General features: G+C 45.9%; 22 protein-coding genes and 1 pseudogene. 10 read left to right on the top strand and 13 right to left on the bottom strand.

The features are described from left to right. Positions 1-75 precede the first annotated feature (75 nt). Both fdhD and OXB_RS12965 read left to right on the top strand, forming a co-directional pair. Entirely contained in the window at positions 76-879 is an 804-nt protein-coding gene (gene fdhD, locus OXB_RS12970) for a formate dehydrogenase accessory sulfurtransferase FdhD (protein ID WP_041074846.1), read from the top strand. A 62-nt stretch (positions 880-941) separates the two neighbouring features. Further along, a complete protein-coding gene (locus OXB_RS12965; protein WP_144399702.1) occupies positions 942-1,133 on the top strand; it encodes a hypothetical protein in 192 nt (63 codons plus the stop codon). Positions 1,134-1,187: 54 nt separating this feature from the next. On the opposite strand, the gene OXB_RS12960 is transcribed toward OXB_RS12965, so the two are convergent. Beyond that, positions 1,188-1,724: a 2,4'-dihydroxyacetophenone dioxygenase family protein gene (locus tag OXB_RS12960; protein ID WP_041074842.1), complete on the bottom strand. Its 537-nt coding sequence runs from the start codon at positions 1,722-1,724 to the stop codon at positions 1,188-1,190. A 157-nt stretch (positions 1,725-1,881) separates the two neighbouring features. On the opposite strand from OXB_RS12960, the gene OXB_RS12955 reads away from it, so the two are divergent. Next, positions 1,882-4,476 (top strand): BTAD domain-containing putative transcriptional regulator, encoded by a 2,595-nt coding sequence (locus OXB_RS12955; protein ID WP_041074840.1) that lies wholly within the window; start codon positions 1,882-1,884, stop codon positions 4,474-4,476. Positions 4,477-4,564: 88 nt separating this feature from the next. Here OXB_RS12955 and OXB_RS12950 read toward each other — a convergent pair whose 3' ends face one another. Beyond that, the gene (locus tag OXB_RS12950; RefSeq protein WP_041074839.1) at positions 4,565-5,467 is read right to left on the bottom strand and encodes a DMT family transporter; all 903 of its coding nucleotides are present in this window, start codon (positions 5,465-5,467) and stop codon (positions 4,565-4,567) included. Between the two features lie 14 nt (positions 5,468-5,481). Continuing rightward, complete coding sequence (locus OXB_RS12945; protein ID WP_052484029.1) at positions 5,482-5,691, bottom strand: DNA-directed RNA polymerase subunit alpha C-terminal domain-containing protein; 210 nt, start codon at positions 5,689-5,691, stop codon at positions 5,482-5,484. A 483-nt stretch (positions 5,692-6,174) separates the two neighbouring features. Between OXB_RS12945 and OXB_RS12940 the strand changes: the two genes are divergently transcribed. Further along, positions 6,175-7,032, top strand: a complete 858-nt coding sequence (locus tag OXB_RS12940) for an MBL fold metallo-hydrolase (protein WP_041074838.1) — start codon at positions 6,175-6,177, stop codon at positions 7,030-7,032. 200 nt (positions 7,033-7,232) lie between these two features. Here the strand turns inward: OXB_RS12940 and OXB_RS12935 are convergent, their stop codons facing one another. Continuing rightward, positions 7,233-7,637 (bottom strand): MarR family winged helix-turn-helix transcriptional regulator, encoded by a 405-nt coding sequence (locus tag OXB_RS12935; RefSeq protein WP_052484028.1) that lies wholly within the window; start codon positions 7,635-7,637, stop codon positions 7,233-7,235. A gap of 78 nt (positions 7,638-7,715) precedes the next feature. Then, the gene (locus OXB_RS12930; protein WP_041074836.1) at positions 7,716-8,117 is read right to left on the bottom strand and encodes a sporulation protein; all 402 of its coding nucleotides are present in this window, start codon (positions 8,115-8,117) and stop codon (positions 7,716-7,718) included. A gap of 405 nt (positions 8,118-8,522) precedes the next feature. Between OXB_RS12930 and OXB_RS12925 the strand changes: the two genes are divergently transcribed. Then, a complete protein-coding gene (locus OXB_RS12925) occupies positions 8,523-9,524 on the top strand; it encodes a quinone oxidoreductase family protein (protein WP_041074835.1) in 1,002 nt (333 codons plus the stop codon). A 59-nt stretch (positions 9,525-9,583) separates the two neighbouring features. Here the strand turns inward: OXB_RS12925 and OXB_RS12920 are convergent, their stop codons facing one another. The 3 genes from OXB_RS12920 to OXB_RS12910 all read right to left on the bottom strand — a co-directional run bounded on the left by OXB_RS12920 (position 9,584) and on the right by OXB_RS12910 (position 12,688). Continuing rightward, entirely contained in the window at positions 9,584-10,357 is a 774-nt protein-coding gene (locus OXB_RS12920; protein WP_041074834.1) for a DUF4097 family beta strand repeat-containing protein, read from the bottom strand. Positions 10,358-10,478: 121 nt separating this feature from the next. Further along, a complete protein-coding gene (locus tag OXB_RS12915) occupies positions 10,479-11,684 on the bottom strand; it encodes an AI-2E family transporter (RefSeq protein WP_041074832.1) in 1,206 nt (401 codons plus the stop codon). Positions 11,685-11,728: 44 nt separating this feature from the next. Beyond that, a complete protein-coding gene (locus OXB_RS12910) occupies positions 11,729-12,688 on the bottom strand; it encodes an LCP family protein (RefSeq protein WP_041074830.1) in 960 nt (319 codons plus the stop codon). Positions 12,689-12,880: 192 nt separating this feature from the next. Here OXB_RS12910 and msrA point away from each other — a divergent pair, with 192 nt between their 5' ends. After that, the gene (gene msrA / locus OXB_RS12905; protein ID WP_041074828.1) at positions 12,881-13,399 is read left to right on the top strand and encodes a peptide-methionine (S)-S-oxide reductase MsrA; all 519 of its coding nucleotides are present in this window, start codon (positions 12,881-12,883) and stop codon (positions 13,397-13,399) included. Between the two features lie 58 nt (positions 13,400-13,457). Here the strand turns inward: msrA and OXB_RS19480 are convergent, their stop codons facing one another. Beyond that, positions 13,458-14,411 carry a methyl-accepting chemotaxis protein gene (locus tag OXB_RS19480; RefSeq protein ID WP_442852911.1) on the bottom strand — a complete coding sequence of 318 codons (954 nt, stop codon included), beginning with the start codon at positions 14,409-14,411 and terminating at the stop codon, positions 13,458-13,460. A gap of 9 nt (positions 14,412-14,420) precedes the next feature. After that, positions 14,421-15,404: pseudogene (locus tag OXB_RS19475) on the bottom strand (HAMP domain-containing protein); the annotation flags it as partial. A 96-nt stretch (positions 15,405-15,500) separates the two neighbouring features. Between OXB_RS19475 and OXB_RS12895 the strand changes: the two are divergent. The 3 genes from OXB_RS12895 to OXB_RS18890 are packed head-to-tail and all read left to right on the top strand — an operon-like array spanning position 15,501 to position 17,794. Then, positions 15,501-16,406 carry a GerAB/ArcD/ProY family transporter gene (locus OXB_RS12895; protein WP_084212474.1) on the top strand — a complete coding sequence of 302 codons (906 nt, stop codon included), beginning with the start codon at positions 15,501-15,503 and terminating at the stop codon, positions 16,404-16,406. Next, a complete protein-coding gene (locus OXB_RS12890) occupies positions 16,393-17,619 on the top strand; it encodes a Ger(x)C family spore germination protein (RefSeq protein ID WP_041074824.1) in 1,227 nt (408 codons plus the stop codon). Before OXB_RS12895 ends, OXB_RS12890 begins: the two co-directional genes overlap by 14 nt. A gap of 13 nt (positions 17,620-17,632) precedes the next feature. Beyond that, positions 17,633-17,794, top strand: a complete 162-nt coding sequence (locus OXB_RS18890) for a hypothetical protein (protein WP_158333705.1) — start codon at positions 17,633-17,635, stop codon at positions 17,792-17,794. A 68-nt stretch (positions 17,795-17,862) separates the two neighbouring features. Here the strand turns inward: OXB_RS18890 and OXB_RS12885 are convergent, their stop codons facing one another. Both OXB_RS12885 and OXB_RS12880 read right to left on the bottom strand, forming a co-directional pair. Continuing rightward, positions 17,863-18,225: a hypothetical protein gene (locus OXB_RS12885; protein WP_041074822.1), complete on the bottom strand. Its 363-nt coding sequence runs from the start codon at positions 18,223-18,225 to the stop codon at positions 17,863-17,865. 202 nt (positions 18,226-18,427) lie between these two features. Next, positions 18,428-19,984 (bottom strand): fatty acid--CoA ligase, encoded by a 1,557-nt coding sequence (locus OXB_RS12880; protein WP_041074820.1) that lies wholly within the window; start codon positions 19,982-19,984, stop codon positions 18,428-18,430. A gap of 214 nt (positions 19,985-20,198) precedes the next feature. Here OXB_RS12880 and OXB_RS12875 point away from each other — a divergent pair, with 214 nt between their 5' ends. After that, positions 20,199-20,447: a hypothetical protein gene (locus OXB_RS12875; protein ID WP_041074818.1), complete on the top strand. Its 249-nt coding sequence runs from the start codon at positions 20,199-20,201 to the stop codon at positions 20,445-20,447. A 107-nt stretch (positions 20,448-20,554) separates the two neighbouring features. Here the strand turns inward: OXB_RS12875 and OXB_RS12870 are convergent, their stop codons facing one another. Then, positions 20,555-20,908, bottom strand: coding sequence for a hypothetical protein (locus OXB_RS12870; protein ID WP_041074816.1), 354 nt, complete (start codon positions 20,906-20,908; stop codon positions 20,555-20,557). Between the last annotated feature and the right edge of the window lie 47 nt (positions 20,909-20,955).

Here is a 20,955-nt window from a genome sequence, read left to right as displayed (position 1 = left end):
ATTGCTATTATGGAAGAGAACAGTGTATCGTGTAGGTAGAATGGATTTGAACGAAGAGATAAGGAGCTCATAGAGATGAATCTAGCAGAGAAACGAACCGTCCTCCAGTTCGCCAACGGTTCCTTCACGCAACGGGAAGATTTGATAGTTGCGGAGCACCCGGTGACGATCCGAATCAACAGCAAGGAGTTCATGACCATCGTTTGCTCCCCCGACCATATCGAAGAAATGGTCATCGGTTTCCTGGCATCCGAAGGGATCATTCCCAAATACGAACAAATCAAGGACTTGCGGGTAGATGAAGGGGCCGGAATCGTCCATATTGAAACGGACACGATGTATCCCTATTACGAACAATTATTGAATAAACGATTTGTCAATTCCTGCTGCGGAATGAGCCGACCGGGATTTATATTTGCTCATGATGCGCTCACCGCTAAAAAGATGACTGGGACGAATATCGAATTGTCCCCGGCGCAATGCTTTTCCTTGATGGAGGAAATGGAGCGCTCTGCCGACTTATTCCACCAGACAGGCGGCGTTCACAATGCCGCAATCGGTACGCCGGCAAAGCTGATTTTGACACGGATGGATATCGGTCGCCATAATGCGCTCGATAAATTATATGGGCATTGCTTGAAGCATCAAATTAATGTACGAGACAAAGCAATCGTGTTCAGCGGCCGGATTTCATCGGAGATTTTATTGAAAGTCGCCAAAATCGGTTGTGAAGTCATCCTTTCCAAATCGGCTCCATCGGCACGGGCTTTAGTGCTGGCCGAGGAATTGGGCATTACGACGGTCGGTTTCATCCGAGGGCAAACCTTTAATATCTATACGCATCCGGAACGGATCGTTTTAACGGAAGAAAATAATTAGAATGAATGAATTCGGGGTTCCAAGCCAAATTAAGGATTCAACAGGAAAAAGGAGGAATCAGCTTGAAATCACCGAAACGAATGCAAACGGAGATTGAAAAACGGAAAGCGGCATTAAGCGATATGCACGTCGAAATGGCAGAGGAAGCGGTTGAATTACGGGAATACCGGAAGGCCGTCCAAGAAGCCTACCGCATCAGTGAAATGGAAAATGCCGAAAGAAGTCGTGTAAATAACCCGAATCACACAAAATAAGTCGAAAAAATCCCGGCTCCCCTATTATGGGGCGCCGGGATTCATACTTTACGATTATTTTTGTAAATCTAAACTGCCAAATGTGTAATCGACTACCGTCGTATGTTCCACCGCATTGTTTTCCTTCGCCATATAATAATGGAGTCGGGCATCCGCCATTACGGCAAGCTGTCCATCTTCCGTGTAACCGCCAATCGGACCGTGTGAAATCGCGAACATTATACAGCCTTCAGGCGAAACGAACGGTTCGTGAACTGCCCCGGCGGATTCGCAAGTATAGTATCCCTTGTACCCCTTATCATCCCCCTCATCATAATAAAAACCGCCTTCCACAATAAAGGCTTCCGTATTATGAAGATGCCAGTGTACGGTAGCTTTTGTACCGGGATCCACTTTCAATAGCATTGTAAAATTACCGGAAACGAGATCGCAATGGAATAGTTTGAAGTGAGTTCCTGGCATCAACCATTCTGTCCAAGGAATCCAATCCGGGTTAATGAATTCCTTCCGATCGCCTTTCGGGCTATTTCCCGGACAGTTCATCCAAAAATCCGGAGTAAAGCGATTTGAAGTACCAGTTTGCTTTGACATGTGATTTCCTCCCCCAATGTATGGATAGTTTGTTACCTATTGCTGATAACAAATCCAGCATATCTAATCGACCTTACACTGACCTTACCGAATTTGATGAAAATTCTTACTAATGGTAGAATGATAGGAAAGTATATACTTGGGGGGAGTGGGTCTTTTGTACAACTTATCCAAAGCAATACCTGTGACGGATTATATCATGCCAAGAGAACGATTGTTCACTTTGCTGCAATCTTACGAGCAAAAAAGAGTCGTCTTTTTGACTGCGGGGAATGGCTATGGTAAAACCGCTTTGCTTACCTCTTTTTTTCAAAAGCATCCATGTCTCGTCTCTTGGATTACGTTAGCGCAACCGATCTGTTCCTTCGATGAATTGCGGGCTCTGCTCCTCCCTTTACCAACCGGAAAGGAAGCTTGGATTGTCATCGATCAATCAGAAAATGTACAACTTGATGCTTCTAATCTAGATGACCTCATTTTATGGATCGAGCAATTGCCGCCTACTGCAACCATCGTTTTCTCCGGACGAACCCAGCCGAGCGGTTTGCCCATCAGTCGCTGGAAAATGCAGCGAATTGCCATCGCTATAGACAAAGCGGAATTGGCTTTTACAAAAGAGGAGGCCGCGGAACTCTTTCATTTCCATTATCAATTTACGATTACTAATTACGCAGACAAACGGCTGCTTGAGGATATGGAAGGCTGGCCAGCAGGACTTGCCTTATTCCAAGAAGCGATGGCAAAAAAAACAAGCGGAACATTCAGTTCCCGAACGGATTTATATCAATATGTAGCAAACGAAATCATCGCCGACCTCCCCGACGATGTGCGCACATTCCTTCTACACGCCTCCTTATTTAGAGATTTGGATGAAATCGTATTAAGCAGCTATCAACCTAACTGGCCTGTGCAAGAATATATACAAGCAATTGGACATACGCACTTAATGTTCTCGCCAAATCAAACGAATGTGTATCGGTTGAACGAACTTTTCCGCAAATTTTTCTATCAAATGGCGGAACAAGAATGGGGTAAGAATGAAATAAAAAAACGCCATCATCAGTTGGCAAAATTATATCGCAGCCATTACCGTTTTTTAGAAGCTTTGTCGCAAGCGGTTGCCGCTGGAGAAGATGAACTCGTTATCGCTATCATTATGGAAATGACGGAACGCTATGAGCCCAGTTCGTTTTTACAAGTGCTGGACGGCTATTTAGAACAGGTCTCCCCTTCTGTTCATTTAGCAGAAATCAGTTTGTTTTTGTTCCGCTGTATTCCGACCAGTTTGTTGGGGCAGTTGATTGAACCATTACGTTCCATCATAGATAGATGCGAGGTTGAAAATTCACCTGCTTATGGAGAACTCTGTCATCGCCTTGCGACCATTTATTTTTTTCAAGGCGAGTTACAGCAAGCATTGCAATTCAGTACCATCAGCTTAACATTTTCAATAAAACAACAGGACAATCGGATGATTGCTTTGAATTTAAGTAAACTAGCGAAAATCCATCGTTTTTTAGGCAATCATGAACAATCGGTATCCTATACTCGCCAAGCGTTGGCAAAGGCAGATCTATTCGGATTTCAACATACTCAAATGCACACGTTATGGAATGCAGCGGAACTCTCCATCGACGAAGGAGACTTGGAAAAAGCACGGCGTTTCGCGGAGCAGGCCATTCAGGTGTCAACACAATGCGATAAAGCATCAATTGTTTATCCGATGTGTACAATGAGCCGATATTACCGGAAGCAATCCAATTTACAAGAAGCCCTTCACTGGGCCAATCTGGCAATCGATCACGCAAACCGCTATTCCATTCAGTCGGACCAAGGCTGGTCAAGGTCTGCCGCGGCCCGTTGCTATGCCGAATTAGGTGAAATTGAAAAAGCACAGGATTTAATGAAACAAGCCGTTCACCTTTTTTTAGAGAATCGTCATTTCCATGCTTATTATCTACAAAAGCTGAAAGCAATTGCATCTTCGAGTCGTCTCCCCAATCAGGACGAAAAAACCGGGAAACTGAAGATTTGTTTGTTTGGTCCATTCTCCATCGAATTAGATGGGAAACCGATCCGCTTTCGCCGCCAGACTAGCTTGCGGATCTTGCTCCTCTTAGTTTCTAATTATGAAAGAAGATGGTCAAAGGAAGAACTAATTGGGCTATTGTCCCCGGATGAACCGGAAGAGGCGGCATCCAATCAGTTCTATGTCGCTTTATCTATTTTACGAAAACAGCTGGAGCCGGGATTGAAAAAAGGAAGAGACTCTAAATTTATCGTCTACCAAGATTCCCTCTATTCATTCCAGTTGGAGGAAGCAGAAGTCGATATGAAGACGCTAAAGGAATTGATGGCCAAGCCGTATAGCAAGGAAACCGCAGCCAAAGCCATTGAACTTTATCAAAATGGCCTATTGCCGGAATACCCATATGAAGACTGGTTATCTGACAATCGGACAATCGTTCAAGAACAGTTTATGAAGACATTGCAAGCATGGTCGGCGCAATGCGAAGAGGCTGGAAAATTTGAAGAGGCTGCCAATATGATAAAAACGATCCTCACACTGGAGCCGTATGACGAGAGATTTCATTTACAATATGTGCAATTGTTAATCAAAAGCAAGCAGCCCGGAAAATCCCGAAAAGCCGCAAATCAAGCCATCGAACTTTTTGAAAACGAACTGGGCATTACTGTGCGTCCGCAATTCGAACTGCTATTCTCCGATGATAAGTTACAGTATTCGTCTTGATATCCGATCTACCTATCGGGTTTGTCCAAATGAAATAAAAATAGACTTGCTCTCTCCCTGAAGAACAAGTCTATCGTTTGTTTCCTATCTATTCCACTTCGCTAACGACGCGTGGGCTTTGTTTCATCCCGACCCAATTGATAATAAGGACGCTCGAAATCGCAACAACTCCCCCAATCATTGAGAGAAGACTCGGAAATTCTTTCAACCAGAGCCAGGCGACGATAATGGCGACGACCGGTTCAGCATAGAGCATGCTGGCAACGGAGCCTGCTTCGCTGACGGATAAAGCGATCGCCCACGTGACATAAGCAAGCGCAGCAGGAAAAAGACCCATATAGATTGTAGACAAATTCGCTTCCAGAGTCGCTCCTTGGATGCCTTCCCGTAATCCCGGAAAATAAATGAAAAATGGGATGGTTCCGGCCCACGTAAAATAGGCAGCCAGTTCGACGGGATGGTATTTCGCAAAAAGCGGCTTTTGGAAAACGAAAAAGACCGATGTAGCAAAAGCGGCCAATAGAATCAGCAATCCACCTTTGGAAACGGTGAAGGACGTACCTTCTGAACCTAAAGTAATCAGAACGACACCGATGAAACCGACGGACATTCCGATCCACCCGAAGGCACTTAAACGTTCTTTTAACACAAGGACCGCTATCAATGCGGTAAAAATAGGAGCCGACGCAATAAACATTCCCGCCGTTCCGGCAGAAACCGTTTCCTCCCCATAAGTGACGCCTAAATGATAGACACTGATTCCCACCCAGCCGAGCAACAATATTTTGACTATATCTTGTTTGGCGGGAATCCGGAATTTGGTTCCGGGCCACAGGGCATAGATCACAAACACACTTGATGCAATTAAAAAACGGGTCAGCACAAGATGCCCTGGCGTATAGCCGCCGAGTAAGCCCGCCCGGATTGCGGCAAATCCGGAGCCCCACACGAGTACAGTGAAAGCCGCCAGAAAAAATGCTTTTTTATTCATTGAAAACCCTCACTTCACTTTTCACTTTCGCCCATAAAGGCCATTCCTTTATGAGCCATCGCTTCCCGTAGTTGTTGCAATGCCTTTTGTCCAATACCATGAAGTTGGCTTAGATCGGAGGCCGTCATGGCGGACAACTGTTCCAACGAAACAATCCGCGCTTCTGCCAATGCACGGAAAGCAGGCTCCGCCAAACCCGCAGGCAGATCATTTTGCACTGTCATCGCTGCATCTTCCCCCTTCTGTCGGAATTTCTTATGTATAAAGGCTAATTTATCATAGCAGAAAGCAGCTGGCCATTCCCCATCATATAAAAGAACAAAAGCGCAGGGCGCTTGCTCAGAGGCGACAGGCATAAGACGAAGATGCGGCGTGGCGCTTTTTGCCACAGAGCAGCTTTGGCTTATGACCCCGAGCCTCTAGCGCCCGGAGCTGGACGTAAACAAACCTAATTTTGAAGGTTATCCACATGCCCGAATTTTATAATTTCCTAAGTAATAAAAAAGACGGTTCTTGAGCTTTCATCAGAAAGCAACAGAACCATCCTGATTTATGGGAATAGTGAAATAAACCGATAGTGCACAGGCACCCGAGCTTTATGTTCAAATTGTTTAGGTGACTGTCACCGGGGAATGCAAGCAGTGGAACTGTATATTTTTTCTTGCACGATCCAAACTATTATGATCATCCTAAAGGAGGTACTATTCGTGGAGAGAAGTTCATCAAGCGACAGATTCCAGCCGCTTACATCCGTCAACAGTGGCGTCGGTGTGGAAGTGGTACCGGACATCTATTGTTACACGGACCAAATCGTCAATGTCGTTTTTTATGGAAAGCAAGGAGAGGGAGAAAAATGGGTCCTGATCGACGCGGGGATGCCCACTTCCGGGAGAAATATTATAGAGGAAGCCGAAAAAAGGTTTGGAGCTGGCAATCCGCCGCAAGCGATCATTTTAACCCATGCCCATTTCGATCACATCGGCGGATTGATTAATGTCCTTGAGGAATGGCCCGTCCCGGTATACGCTCATCCTTTGGAAATTCCGTATATCACCGGGCAACAAGATTATCCCGATCCCGATTTCATGGTGGAAGGCGGGATGGTGGCAAAAATGTCCGCCTTGTTCCCGATTGAGGCGATTGATATCGGAAATCGGGCGAATCCGCTGCCTGCCGACAATTCCGTCCCTTCTATGCCTGGATGGAAGTGGATCCATACTCCGGGTCACTCGGCAGGCCATGTTTCCTTCTATCGCGAGTCCGATGGGGCGTTAATAGCGGGCGATGTGTTCGTCACCGTCCGTCAAGACGCCTTGTATAAAGTCCTCACGCAGGAACGCGAGATGTCCGGACCTCCCCGTTATTTGACGCCGAACTGGCCTGCCGCCGAACAATCCGTGAAGGCGATGCAAGCGCTGCATCCGAAAGTGGCCGTCACCGGACATGGCGTACCGGTCTCAGGCGAATGGCTGGAAGAGAACTTGACGAAGCTTGCGGACAACTTTAAAGAAATGGCAGTGCCTGATTATGGAAAGTTTGTCGATGGCGATCAACCCGCTGAGTAGATCGGCTAGTAAGCCTTCTTATCATTCGATAAGGAGGTTTTTTATTTTTACGGAGGGTAGCCGGATGAAATGGGTTCTCCGGCTCTGACATTTGTAATTTGCAAGTTCCTTTCCAAACTAATAATTGCAAAGCACAAATATATAAAATAAACACTTGCAATGAGCAAATATATTTTTTGTTAGGTAGTTGCGAAATGCAACTAGGAGCCGGAGTCCAGCTTCCCGGATAAGACTTGGATGGATCGCTTGATCGTCTCCATCTCAAATTCGTTCATACCGCTGAATAATTGATCAAACCGCGAGACGAACAATCGGTTCATTTCCCCAACTACCCTCTCCCCTTCCACAGTCAATCCCAAGAAATAATATCGCCGATCCTGTTCGGATGGAACACGCTCGATGTATCCCTTCTTTTCCAGAGACTGTACTTGTCGGGAGAAAGTGGTGATATCCATCGCAACTTGCCGGGCCACCTTCTGCATCGTCAAATCATCACGACCCTCCAATGCAAAAAGGATAGCCATTTGAGGCATGGACACTGGTTCAGGAAAGTCTTCATATACCTGTTTGATGAATCGGGACAACGAAAAATAGAGTTCCAGCACTCACTCCAACCCCTATCAGTTTACATAATACTATTACTCACATCAAAAAGCGCCCCATCAAAAAGGGCCGCTTAGGCTTCAACCATATGTAATCCGGTCCTCGTCATGCACATCTACCGCATTTTTAATAAAAACGGTCGTCCGTAAAATGAGCGTTTCGTTTTCCTCTGTCTCCCATCGTTCATCCGGAACGATTTCAAATGGTATCATATCGGTCTCTTTCGACTTCACACTTCCGACGTTTTCAAATTCCTGTTTGGTGATCGTATTATCGATGATCGAAAAATCGCTGTCCCGGACATCGTTTGTCGTCCGTATCAATAATTCGATTTCAATATGATCAATCAACTGATCACTTTCCCCGCCCTCGATATAAATCGTCCCCGAAAGGGTTTCGCCGAATGCGACGGTCGGTGAGCCGACAATCGTATCCACCTTCATCGAACCATAGCCGATGCTTGATAAAAATTGCTTCAACATACGAAATTGCCTCCCATGCGTTAGTGTCCTTCTCTAATCCCTCTAGTATCCAGTATAACGCATTTGCCCTTAATCGGTAAAAGTGAAACTTACCCCCTTATTCTTTACCGAAGTCGCGAGCTCCCTTCTTACTATGTTTTTGAAAAATAAGGAAAAAGAAACCGAAGATGAATACCAAAGAGGCGGAGATGGCTCCCACTTTCCATGATATACCGGAAGTATGTAAGTCAATTCGGACCAACACCCTCCCTCTATTTGTGTAAAATCGTATCGGTGGAAGCGAAAATAGAGCTGTTTGATTTTTCGAAAGATTGGTTGATGGGAAAGGGGAAATATGCTACAGTTAAAAGAACATCGAACGAGCGCTCAATCACTACTGCTATCTATATTACGAGGGGGATTCTGATGAAAGCAATTGTATTACGAGAAACAGGCGGACCTAATCAAGTACGATGCGAAGAAGTGGAAGTTCCGACGCCGAAATCCGATGAAGTGGTAATTCGACTGAAGTATGCAGCGTTAAATCGAAGAGATTTATGGATCACATATGGAATGTACCCGGGGATGCAGCTCCCGTCCATTTTAGGTTCGGATGGGGCCGGGGAAATAGTTGCGGTCGGAGATCAAGTGGCCAATATCCAGACTGGTAGTGCGGTTGTCATCAATCCGAGTTTAAATTGGGGGGAAAGCAGAGTCCATTATAGCCCCGAACATCGGACTTTAGGAATGCCATCCGATGGGACGTTTGCCGAATATGTAACTGTCGCGGCTGAAAACGTCTATGCGAAACCGGAACATCTTTCCTGGGAAGAGGCAGCTGCGCTCCCATTGGCTGGCTTAACTGCATATCGCGCTCTCATGTATAGGGGTAGCCTGCAAGAAGGCGAGAATGTTCTCATTCCAGGTATCGGCGGCGGCGTTGCATTGACCGCATTACAGATTGCGGTCGCTCATGGTGCGAATGTCTTTGTTACATCAAGCAGTGATGCAAAACTCGAAAAGGCCAAACAGCTTGGAGCGGCAGGCGGGGTGAACTATCGCTCGGACAATTGGGTGAAAGAGATGAAGAAACTGATGGGCGGCGCTGATCTCGTCCTCGATGGGATCGGAGGCGATAACTTTAATCAAATGGTCGCATTAGCAAAACCGGCTGGACGGATCGTCAACTATGGAGCGACGATGGGGCCGATTAAAGAACTCGTACTCCCCCGCATTTTCTTTAAGCATCTCGATATTCGAGGGACGACAATGGGCAGTCCGGAAGATTTCAAGGAAATGCTCCAATTTTTTGAAGAACATCGAGTATCGCCGTATATCGAACAATCCTTCCCGCTCGAAGCAACCGCCGACGCGCTGGTCTACATGGAAAAGGGAGAGAATTTCGGGAAGATCACTTTGGAAATCTAGTGATAAGAACTAGGAGAATCCCGGAAAGTCGGAAGACCTGACTTTCCGGGATTCCCCTTTCATTGGACGATGATGGCCCCGACGTCTGTTTTCAGTTTGACCAAGTTCTCCCCGTCTCCATAGACAGTCTTGCTGTTTTTTGAGCCGAAGACATTTATGGAGCCGACGTCTGTTTCAGCTATGATCGTCGCGTTCGTCGGTTCTTTTTTCGTCTGGACGGAAATTTTGCCAACATCAGTCTTCAAATCGATCGATCGGTCCAAATCGGGTGTCTTCAGTGAAATCATCCCGGTATCCGTCTTCGCTGTAATTTCGCCATCCACCTGCTCGAGTTCGATCAGCCCATTATCGGTTTCTGCGTGCACGACGTCTGCCTCCACATCTGTTACGGCGATTTTTCCGTTATCGGTTTCCACATCCAACGCACTTATCTGAAGCTGCTTGACTGAAATCTTGCCGTTATCGCTTTTCGCTTGGAACGACTCATACCGCTTTTCGGGCACTTCGATCACGACCGTCACAGGCTTGTAACCGAATGGGAGGAACCCCCATATTTTCTTGTCCTTCAACTTGACTGTCAACATGCCATCTTCTATTTGGGCTTTCACCAAACCTTTGCGCTGTCCCTTTTTACCGACAACTTCAATCGTCGCCGTATCATCTTTCGACGGCCGGATCTCCACGACTGCATTCGCCCCACTCACCTGGAGCCGCTCAAATGGATCCATCATCACAACGGATTTATCAAAGCCGAATAATGAATGGATTGCATACCGGACCCCGAACACCCCCGCAATCAAAACCACAATGACGATAATCAGCTTACTCCGCATTCGCCCTTCCACCTTTCCCTGAATCATTCCCTCTTTCACCTTAGTATAGGATAGAACGATTCCATAGAGAACAGACTCCGGCTCTGTTTCATTTACGGCTTAGGTCGTAGTTCCAGTAGCACTATTCCGACTTTTCATAATAGAGCTCTTCATTCGACTCAAATTTATTGTAACGCAGCTTAAATAGGTTAAATAGATGGGACAATACGACTTTCAGCACGGCATATCCCGGTATGGCGAGAATAACGCCTGCTACACCGAATAAGGAACCCGATGTCAACAAGACAAAAATGATGGTGATCGGATGAATTCGCAACGTTTTCCCCATGATTTGCGGTGAAATGAATTTCCCATCGACCAACTGGACAATAGTCCAAACAATTGCCAGTTTCAAAAGCATGATCGGCGACGTAACAATGGCAATGATGACTGCTGGTGTAATCGCGATGATCGGCCCCAAATACGGGACGACACTCGTAAACATCGCCAACGTCCCCAGCAATAAGGCATAATCCATCCCAATGATCAAGAACCCGATCGATACCATGATTCCGATACAGATAGAGACGAGGATTTGCCCTTGGATATATGCGCTGATCTGATGGTCCGCATCGTGAAAAATGACCTCGGCATCATCGCGCATGCGAGGCGGCAGCATTTTCAAAATGACTTTCGGCAATTTTTCGCCGTCCTTCAATAGATAAAACAGGATGAACGGCACCGTCACGATGGCTAAGATGAATCCTGTCAACGCTGAAAGGAAGGTGCTCACCCCGTTAGCAATGCCGCCCACCATATCCGCAAACATCTTGCCTACATTGCCAAGACCCGAGTCAAACAGGGAATTCACATTGATATTCAATTCATTATAATAAGAGGCGAAAATCGAAGTCTTGAAAAAGTCATCGATATTGATCAGCAACTGCCTGAAATAGGTCGGAAAATCTTCGACCAAATTGTGGAACTGGGTTCGTAAAAATGGGAAGACGAGGAAAATCAGCAATGTAATCAAACCGACCATCCCGACGAAAAGGATCAAAATCCCCCACACCCGTTTCACCTTCGCCTTTTCCAACAGCCTTAAGATCGGACGCAGCAAATAATAGGCGATCGTCGCTAAAATGACAGGCAGGACGACGGTCGAGAAGAATACTTTGATCGGGTAAAAAATAAAGGATATATGTTGGTACACGAGGATGATCAAACCGATTAATAATATGGAAACGAGAACGAAAAGCGTCGTCTGCCCCCCGAGAAACCGGATGACATTCGACAGCTTCCCCTCCCTCTTTTCACTCCCCGCTTGCACTGGCTTTTTTTCGTCCATAATTGTTACCTTTCACCTTCTTCCGAATTTATACCATTCTACGCCTAATCCAGCTTCATGCCGAGGAATTTCGAAATCGCTTCCCGATTCATCTCCACATCAACTTCGATGACGGAGCCCGCATGTGAATAGTTGGCGAATGAATAGGAGCCTTCCACTGGCACCGTCATCGTTTCGACGTCCGCCCCCTTGTTCATGAGGAGAGTGGCCGCGCGGGATAGTTCCTCTTTTGTTGTAAGATCCGTTTTAATATAGCCCGATAAAGCGCCGGCCAGTTTCGGCACATGCAGCAGCATGCCTGGACTCATCGCCTCTTCCTTCATCGCGGAGATGATTTCCTGCTGTCTGCCGACCCGCCCGAAATCTCCTTCCGCATCCGCCCGGAATCGTGCATAGCCCAATAATTCCTTGCCGTTCAACCGTTTCTTGCCCGGCGTCAAAGTGACCCCGATTTTTTCGGACATCTCTTTTTTTACGTCAATTTCCACGCCATTCGGGAATGCGATATCGACGATAGACTCGAAATTGTCGAAGTCCACTGCGGCATAATGATGAATCGGGACACCGAACATTCCGGAGATCGTGTCTTTCGTCCCTTGTACTCCCTTCAAGTAATACGCTGTATTCAATTTATACGATTTATAGCCGGGAATATCCGCATAGATATCACGCATGAAAGAGATGACCCGAATTTTCTGCTCGCTTTTATCCCAAGACAAGACCATCATCGTATCGGTACGGGATTTTCCGCCTCCGTCATCGTCCGTTCCAAGTAACAGATAGTTCTCCACGCTGGGATTCTTGGGGTCCGCGGCATCCCCCTTGAAATCGCCCGGGTTGATGACATTTCCGCTCGTCAATGATTTCCCGGCGTTATATTGGAAATAGGAATAGGCTCCGACACCTAAAAAACAAAGGGTCAATACGGTGAATAGTACGCGGCCGACCCGCAATCTTTTTTTTCTTCGCCTTCTAGGCATAGGCTCTACATAATGATCTTCCATCCGCGTATTCCTCCAAATTCTTATCTATGTAGTAGGACGGCAAGGCTTCGTCCGGGTTGCACAGTATTATGAAGATTATAGCATATTACCTATTGCGAGCACTGTGTGTTTTTCCCTAATGAAGGAAGATTGAATGAGTTTCATGGAGTCAACCTGCTACAATGGAAGAATAGATAAGGAGGTATAGGTACAATGAAAGAAAAAGCGGCATTTGCGGGCGGCTGCTTCTGGTGCATGGTCAAACCGTTCAAAGAATGGGACGGCATCAAAGACGTCGTTTCGGGATATATGGGTGGACAACTGGAAAATCCAACTTATGAAGATGTCAAAAAAGGGGATACCGGCCATTTGGAAGTGGTCGAGATTACATACGATCCGGAAATCTTCTCCTACGAACAGCTTCTCGATGTGTTTTGGCAACAAATCGACCCGACCGATGCGGGCGGCCAATTCCACGATCGGGGCGAATCCTATACGACGGCTATTTTTTATTACACGGACGAGCAAAAAGATCTAGCGGAACGTTCCAAAGCGAAGCTGGCAGCTAGCGGAAAGTTCCAGAAGCCGATTGTGACAGAAATCCGGCCGGCGGAACCATTCTATCCGGCGGAAGAATACCACCAGGATTATTATTTGAAGGAAACAGAGCATTATGCAGAAGATCGGGCGCAATCTGGACGGGATGAGTTCCTATCCAAGCATTGGAGCTAATCGGACCGTCCGAAACAAATAACCGTCCTCCTATTTTCAGGGGACGGTTATTTCAATATTATCCCATTCCGTTTTCCGAAATGCGAAATCGTTCGATTGCTTTGCTTAAGTCCTCACTAAGCAGCGATAGCTTTTCAGCGGTTTCCGTCACGGATTGAATCGCTGAAAGTTGTTCCTCTGTCGAAGCGCTAACCTCTTCACAGGCGGCAGCGGTTTCCTGGGCTGTTGCCGCCATCGTCTGAATCGTCTGAGCCACTTCGTCTTTATAAGACGACACGCTTTGAATTTGATCGTAGACCCCTTCGATGGAATGTTGCATCGTTTTCATCAAAGTGGATATTTCATCGAAAGTGAGCTCCGTCTCCGTGACGACACGTCCTTGTCGATTGAAATTGTCGATGGTTTCCGTCATTTTCTCGGTCACGGACTTCGACTCGGCTTGCAATTCAAGGATAGTTGCTTTTACTTGATCTGTCGAACGGGCGGATTGTTCGGCGAGTTTCCGGACTTCATCCGCAACGACCGCGAACCCTTTCCCATGCTCCCCTGCCCGGGCCGCTTCAATGCTTGCATTCAACGCAAGAAGATTGGTCTGCGAAGAAATTTCGGTAATGGTTTCCATGACACCGCCGATTGCATTCACTTTACTTCCCAGATGACTGATCGCATTCGTCATCGTTTGTAAATCGGCTTCCCAATCTGCGAAGGAATGCTTCAGTTGCTGCATCTGGCCTTGGCCGTTCGTGTTCATATTGTCGGCTTTTTTTGCAATCTCGGTCATCGAACTGGCTCTTTCAGTAATTTCGTTGATCTGCACTCCAAGCAGATCGGCTTTTTCCGTTACCGTTTCCGCATCTTCTGCCGATCTGACTGCGCCTCCTGCAATTTCTCCTATTGCCTTGGCAACCTCCGAACTCGATTCACTAGTCGCTTCCGAAATTGCGCTCAGATTACTGGATGTGCCGCGTACATTTTCTGCTGATCCATTGACAACCGTCAAAAGGCTGTTCATCTGATCGATCATAGTGTTGAAATACGTACCCAATTCCCCGATTTCATCCTTGGATCGGATTGAGGAACGAACAGTCAAATCTCCTGCGGCAACAGAATCCATCAATTGCTTCAACACTCCGACCGGCTTCAGCGTAAGGCCAATCAGCGCATACAGACAAATGAAAATAACTAGCAACGTAGCGAGCGCCACGAATAACATGGAAGTCCGCAATTGGGATGCCAACGCCCCGATTTCCTTTTCGTCGTAAACGGCTCCGATTTTCCAGCCCAATGTAGGCATGGTTGTGTAAATAAGGACTCGGTTCACACCTGAATCGCTGTACTGGATCGCCCCTTGTTCCTTGCCTAGATCGTACATTTCGGCAACATACGGCATGTCCATCAGATTTTCGCCTTGTGCGGTCGGATGTGAAATGGCTGTCCCCGTTTCGTCCAGGATGATGGGGTATCCTTCAAAGCCTACCTGGGCTTGGGATACTTCCGTTGTGAAAGCGGAAAGCTCCATCGTGATCCCGATGACCCCTGCCACTTCCCCATTTACTTGAACCGCCTTCGCTGCAGTGATGGCATAATCATTCGTAGCTGCATCAATATAAGGATCTGTCCAAAATACGCCTTCCGGATTGCTGACAGCTCCCTGATACCAACCGCGGCTCGTCGGATCGAAGCCTTCCTCAATATCCGCGGCAGGTATATGGACCATTTGCTTATCCGGCGTCGCATAATAGATGAAAGCTGTTTCCTGATGAACGTCTAAAAATTGGTTTAATTCTTCTTCCAGTGAGCCCAATTCCGTATTCAGCCCCTCTTGCAAAGAAGCTTCGTAATACACTGGGAAGGTATCGGATTTTGATAATTGGTCCAATCCTTTTTCAAATTGAACCAAAAACTTTTCAATAGAACGGTTCATCTCGTTCACCAGCGCCTGGCTTGAGTCGATAGTGTTTTCTTCCGATCGGCTTTCAACTTGCGAACTGATAATCAGTGTCATAACACTGATTCCCACCAGAAAAACTACCATGACAGCTAAAATTATTTTTGTTTTGATTGATCTCACATAAGTGCTCCTTCCTACCCCTAAGTTACTATGTACGGATTATTCATCGGCCTAAAGTCCACGATGTTTAATTTTAATAAAATTAAAAAATTTTTGTTAATCTTTAGATACTTTAAAGAGAACAAGCACCTTGCAACGGTGATCAATAGTAGAAGCTCTGCGGACGTTTTCAACACGATGTTCTACCCTAAAACGCCTATTCCCTATCTCTATATCATGCTAATCGGAGCAAGTTTTTACATAGCAAAGCGTGGTTTGGAGAATATCGGTAGAACTGCCTGGCTTTTCACACCCATATTTTTAGTATTGATGTTTGCCCTTATCGTTTTTATTTGGGAAGATATTTCATTTAACCGCATTTTTCCGATTGCTGGGCCGGGCTTGGGAACAATTCTAAAAGAAAGCGTAGTCCATAGTTCCATCTATGGAGAGAGTATATTACTTGTTGCCCTCTATCCTTTTATCCAAACGCATAAAGATATGCGCATGGGCGCTTTATTTGGATGGGGTTTCTCCGTCATCTCACTTGCATTATTCATGATAATATACGTTGCAGTTTTTGATTATCCTGCAAGTCAAAATATTGCTTACCCTTTTCAGCAATTAAGTCGAATGGCTACAATCGGAACCATTAGTCATCTTGAATCCATTTATTTGGCCATTGCAACGGTTGCTTCTGCTGTGCATTTTTCGATTTACTTGTATTTGTCGGCATTTTTCCTATCGAAAATGCTGCAGTTAAAAGAATTCGAACCGCTGCTGTTGCCGTTGGCCGGGCTCACGGTTCTGTTCGGAATGATAACACCGAACATTTTTGTCGGAAACACACTAAGGGAAGCTTTAGTCCAATCCAGCTCCATCATACTTCTGCTTTTCCCCTTCATTTTATGGATAGTGGATCGTCGGAAGGGAAGGTCAAAAAATGAAACGGCTTAAACTGTATTTCGGGTTGCTACTGATTTTATTCATCCTATCCGGGTGCTGGGATAAAAACGAGTTGGAGGAAAGAGGATATGTTGTCGTATTAGGTATAGACAAAAACAAAGAAGATCATATGGTTGACGTCACTTTTCAAATTGAAAATCCGCAAGTTGGATCCACAAGCGTGGCTATGGCACAAAATGAGCCTCCTAGTGACATCATAACGATTACAGCGACAGATATTTTATCCGCAAAAGAATTGGCAAATAGTATTGTTTCAAGGGAAATTGACCTTTCACAGTTACAGACCATCGTTATAGGAGAGGAATTTGCGAAAACCGATTATTTCCATCACATCATCGCCTCTTCTTTACGCGACCCAGAAGTTCGTCGAAAAATGGTGATGATTGTCAGCAAAGAAGAAGCGCGGGAGTTTATTAATCACAATCATTCCCTGTTGGAAACACGCCCGCATAAGTATTATGCCTTTATGAGTGACAGATGGAAGGGTACCGGTTTTGTTCCGGTATCCGATTTAAACCGTTATTTACAGCGAACATCAAGCGCCTTATTTCTAGCTATTTACGCAACTTCGGAAAGAGAGGAAAGGTATCGAGAAAACTCCGATAATTATAAAGCAGGACAAGTTCCTCAAAAAGAGGGAGATCCTGTTCAAATGATCGGTTCCGCTGTGTTAAAAGAAGGTAAAATGATTGGTGTTTTAACCGGAGAGGAAACAAGACTTGCCCTTCTGCTTAGGGAAAAAAGTCTGGCCCGCCATTATATCGATACTTTTACAGATCCTAAAAAGGAGGACCTTAGAATTTCAGTCAGAGTATTAAAGGAAGTTCATACTAAAGTGGAGATAGATGTGGACAAAGAACATCCAGAAGTACATGTCACGATCCCTTTGAAGGTTCAAGTTCTTTCTATTCCAAGTACAATCGATTATGCGGGAAATGAAAAAAATCAAAAACTTTTAAAAAATGAGATTCGAAAAAATTTGGAGGAAAAAACAGCAAGCCTGATAAAAAAAACACAAGAAGAATATGGGGCAGAACCTTTCGTCTGGTATGAAGTGGTGCGACGTAAGTTTTGGACAATGAAGGAGTTTGAAAATTACAATTGGCAGGAAAGATACAAGAATGCTGACGTCCAGTTGGATTTCGAAATTACAATTGAAAGCTTCGGCAGCCAATTAAAGCCTCACAAAATAAAAAAGAAGTAAGGGATGATGATTTTTGCCGACACCATTAGCATTCGTTTTTTTATATGTCATGGTTTATACGATAAACTACGGACGTGCGATTTGGCGATCCGGCAATACATTTGCGGGCATTGTCGTTTATTTATTGGCTGCAATGATCCCCGCTCTTTTGATTCGACTTACCTTTTTCGCATGAGGTTTTAGAGCCTTGGTGCCAGGTTTGGAAACAAATCGGAATTCAATGAGAACCTGGCACCTCAAAAGTCATGAAATCGCGGACATGCCTTCCAGTAAAGCCTTTGCATCCGCATTTAAATAATGCTTGACATCCTCCCGCATCAACAGTTCCGGATTTTCCTCGATGGACAGCTTCAGGCCTCTTAAGTCAAATGTGGACGCATAGGAATTGATATGATGGATTTGATTCAACTCCTGCCGATTCAGCGGCCGGAACCCGGTTTCCTCCATGGATGCCAAAATATCGACCATTTCGCGGACATTGCGGTTCAACAAGTTCTTATTGACCAATAATAATTGCAAATGCTCCTCGATCAATCGTCTCGCCGAAACCAGATCCGATTTGTCCATGTATTTTTGCAAATCATGCAAAATCTTTTTCAGATTCATGCCAACCCCTCCTCCATTTCCTTCCATTGGAACGGATTTCCTATCTTCTTTCAATATACCAACCAAATTTCAAGTATGAAAGTGAGGTTTGGCAGATACAAAAAACTATGAAAAAAAACCTATTTTCCCCGCTCTAGACAGGAGTAATGGATTAGCAGGCATGAAAAGAGCCGGCATGGGCCAGCCCTTATATGGCTTCTTCCTACTTCACGGATTGGACCAATTGCTCGCGCAACAGGAACTTCTGGATTTTCCCACTGGCATTGCGCGGCAACGCATCGACGAACGAATAAGATCGTGGGCGTTTATAGCCGGCAAGACCTTCGTGATTCTTACAAAAGTCCTCCAACTCGTCCGCAGTCAGTCCCGGATCTTTGCTGACGACGACCGCCATGACACGCTCGCCCCATTTCTCATCAGGCACCCCCAGAACGGCTACATCGAGAACCGCTTCATGCTCATAAAGAATATCTTCGACTTCCCGCGGATAAATGTTTTCCCCGCCGCTGATCACCATATCATCAACCCGGTCGGCGACAAAAAGATAGCCGTCTTGATCGAAATATCCTAAGTCACCCGAATGATACCAGCCATGGGCCAACGCATCTTCGGTCGCCTCGCTGCGGTTGAAGTAGCCGATCATCATACAAGGTCCTTGAACGATGATTTCCCCCACCTCTCCTGGCGGCAAGATGGCATCGGGATCCGCAGGCCCGTCTTCCGAGGGACGGACGACCCGGATCTCGTGATTATGACAAGCTTGGCCAGCAGACCCTGCCTTCGATATCTGGTCCTCTTCCGTCAGGAATGTGATAGCCGGTCCCATTTCGGTTTGTCCATAAGCCTGGACGAGATCGATGTTCAAGACACGCTGGAGTTCCTTCACTAAAACAGGAGCCATCGGGGCAGCACCGTACAGTCCGCGGCGCAATGAACGGACATCGAATGCAGAGACATCCTCTTGCAGCATCATATTCCACATCGTCGGTGCGGCGAATAGGATGGTGATTTTCTCCTCCTCAATCACACGCAGCGCCTCTTTCGGGTTAAATTGGTGCATGATGATATTCGCCGCACCCGATTGGACACGGGGAATGATATTGCAATGCAGCTCGGCACAGTGGAACATCGGGGCAATGACCAAGCCGCGATCGTTTCTCGAGCATTTCAGCGCCGTGATGCAAATCAAGCTCTGTTCCGCCATGGCACGATGGCGATGCATGACCCCTTTCGGATGCCCGGTCGTTCCACTAGTATACATGATGGCATACAAGTCGTTTTCGTCGACATCGACATCGGGTGGTGCACTGGCAGCGTTCCGGACCTTCTTCCCGAAACTCTCCGCGTAAGCCGGGGGGTGGTCATCGATGAACCAAAATTGGATGTCCGGAAAATCGCCACGGATGGCGGTCACAGTCTCTTCCAAGGCTCCCTCGAATAAAAGGATTTTCGGCTCAGCATCTTTTAAAATATACGCCAATTCTTTCGGTTTCAATCGAAAATTGATCGGATTGAAAACTGCTCCGATTTTGGCTGCGGCAAATAAAGTGGAAGCCAATTCACTTGTGTTGAAGAGGAAGGCAGACACCCGATCGCCCTTCCCAACGCCGGCATCCGCAAATGCGTTCGCCAATCGATTCACCTCCATCCCCCATTCTCCGTACGTCCATCTGATTCCCTTTCGCAAGTCGACAATCGCTTCCCTGTCAGGATATTTCTGCACCGTCAAATCAAAAATCTTTCCTACCGTTGCATACAATTGCGCTTCCTCCCGTCTCTTATTTGGAGTCGGTAAAGTGAATCTACCTATCTTCACTTTATTTGAAAAGTCAGATATTTGCAACTGAATTTTCGTTTTGTGTGCCTGACAGGTTCAGTGCCAGGCAAAAAACACGATTGAAATCCTTTTTCTATCGAACTTGCGTTTGCTCGACTAGCCACGTATACTAGTTTGTGTGGAAAGGATGGTAGCCATGAAACTGATCCACTGGGCTTACACGAGAAAATATCAGATCAAAGGCATCTTTGATTCATTTCCAACGACAGTCGTCCTCTTCCGTAAAATTTCCGATTACTATTTCATCTTCTCCATGTCCGGGTTGGATGAATCCTTTTTACCTTCCCGTGCAGACTATGTCCGGATGGAATATTTATTGAATAAAGAACTTGGCACGCTGCAGGCCTATAAGCATCGAAGACAAAGACGGATGACTGCAAAATAATTTAGCCGGAGCCCTTCATTCGGGCTCCGGCCTTTTTATTTTATAGGAAAGTGAAACCTATTCCAAACCAACGACCTTACCCAGACAATTCAGCGAATGACACCATATCAATGAATGACATTCATCCCTTCCAAAATCACTTTCGCGTCCTCTGTAAAATAAGGCTTCACATCATCACGTACCAAGAGATCGAAATTATTTTTCACGGATAATTTTAATCCCCGCATATCAAAACGGGAAGCATATGTATTAATCGAATGGATGACATTCAATTCTTGGCGATTTAAAGGGCTCTCCGTTTGATCATTTAAAAAATCGAGCAACGCCCTTGCATTGGACCGAAGATGATGTCGATTTTCATTCAATAATTCCATATTGTCCTCGATATACCGTCTGGCGGACACGAGGTCCAAAGATTCCATGCTTTTATTGATGGCTACTAACAACTCTTGAATTTTCACTACAAACACTCCAATAGAACTAAACTCTTTTTTCATTCTAGGTCTAT

Source organism: Bacillus sp. OxB-1 (assembly GCF_000829195.1).
Taxonomy (GTDB): domain Bacteria; phylum Bacillota; class Bacilli; order Bacillales_A; family Planococcaceae; genus Sporosarcina.
This window is presented reverse-complemented; position numbering and strand designations above follow the sequence as displayed.

What these genes read in the sequence shown, in the direction of transcription:
- fdhD (WP_041074846.1), top strand. Translation starts at nt 76, where the DNA reads ATGAATCTAGCAGAGAAACGAACCGTCCTCCAGTTCGCCAACGGTTCC.
- OXB_RS12960 (WP_041074842.1), bottom strand. Translation starts at nt 1,724, where the DNA reads ATGTCAAAGCAAACTGGTACTTCAAATCGCTTTACTCCGGATTTTTGG.
- OXB_RS12950 (WP_041074839.1), bottom strand. Translation starts at nt 5,467, where the DNA reads ATGAATAAAAAAGCATTTTTTCTGGCGGCTTTCACTGTACTCGTGTGG.
- OXB_RS12945 (WP_052484029.1), bottom strand. Translation starts at nt 5,691, where the DNA reads ATGACAGTGCAAAATGATCTGCCTGCGGGTTTGGCGGAGCCTGCTTTC.
- OXB_RS12930 (WP_041074836.1), bottom strand. Translation starts at nt 8,117, where the DNA reads ATGTTGAAGCAATTTTTATCAAGCATCGGCTATGGTTCGATGAAGGTG.
- OXB_RS12925 (WP_041074835.1), top strand. Translation starts at nt 8,523, where the DNA reads ATGAAAGCAATTGTATTACGAGAAACAGGCGGACCTAATCAAGTACGA.
- OXB_RS12920 (WP_041074834.1), bottom strand. Translation starts at nt 10,357, where the DNA reads ATGCGGAGTAAGCTGATTATCGTCATTGTGGTTTTGATTGCGGGGGTG.
- OXB_RS12915 (WP_041074832.1), bottom strand. Translation starts at nt 11,684, where the DNA reads ATGGACGAAAAAAAGCCAGTGCAAGCGGGGAGTGAAAAGAGGGAGGGG.
- OXB_RS12910 (WP_041074830.1), bottom strand. Translation starts at nt 12,688, where the DNA reads ATGGAAGATCATTATGTAGAGCCTATGCCTAGAAGGCGAAGAAAAAAA.
- msrA (WP_041074828.1), top strand. Translation starts at nt 12,881, where the DNA reads ATGAAAGAAAAAGCGGCATTTGCGGGCGGCTGCTTCTGGTGCATGGTC.
- OXB_RS19480 (WP_442852911.1), bottom strand. Translation starts at nt 14,411, where the DNA reads ATGAACAGCCTTTTGACGGTTGTCAATGGATCAGCAGAAAATGTACGC.
- OXB_RS12895 (WP_084212474.1), top strand. Translation starts at nt 15,501, where the DNA reads ATGTACGGATTATTCATCGGCCTAAAGTCCACGATGTTTAATTTTAAT.
- OXB_RS12890 (WP_041074824.1), top strand. Translation starts at nt 16,393, where the DNA reads ATGAAACGGCTTAAACTGTATTTCGGGTTGCTACTGATTTTATTCATC.
- OXB_RS12885 (WP_041074822.1), bottom strand. Translation starts at nt 18,225, where the DNA reads ATGAATCTGAAAAAGATTTTGCATGATTTGCAAAAATACATGGACAAA.
- OXB_RS12875 (WP_041074818.1), top strand. Translation starts at nt 20,199, where the DNA reads ATGAAACTGATCCACTGGGCTTACACGAGAAAATATCAGATCAAAGGC.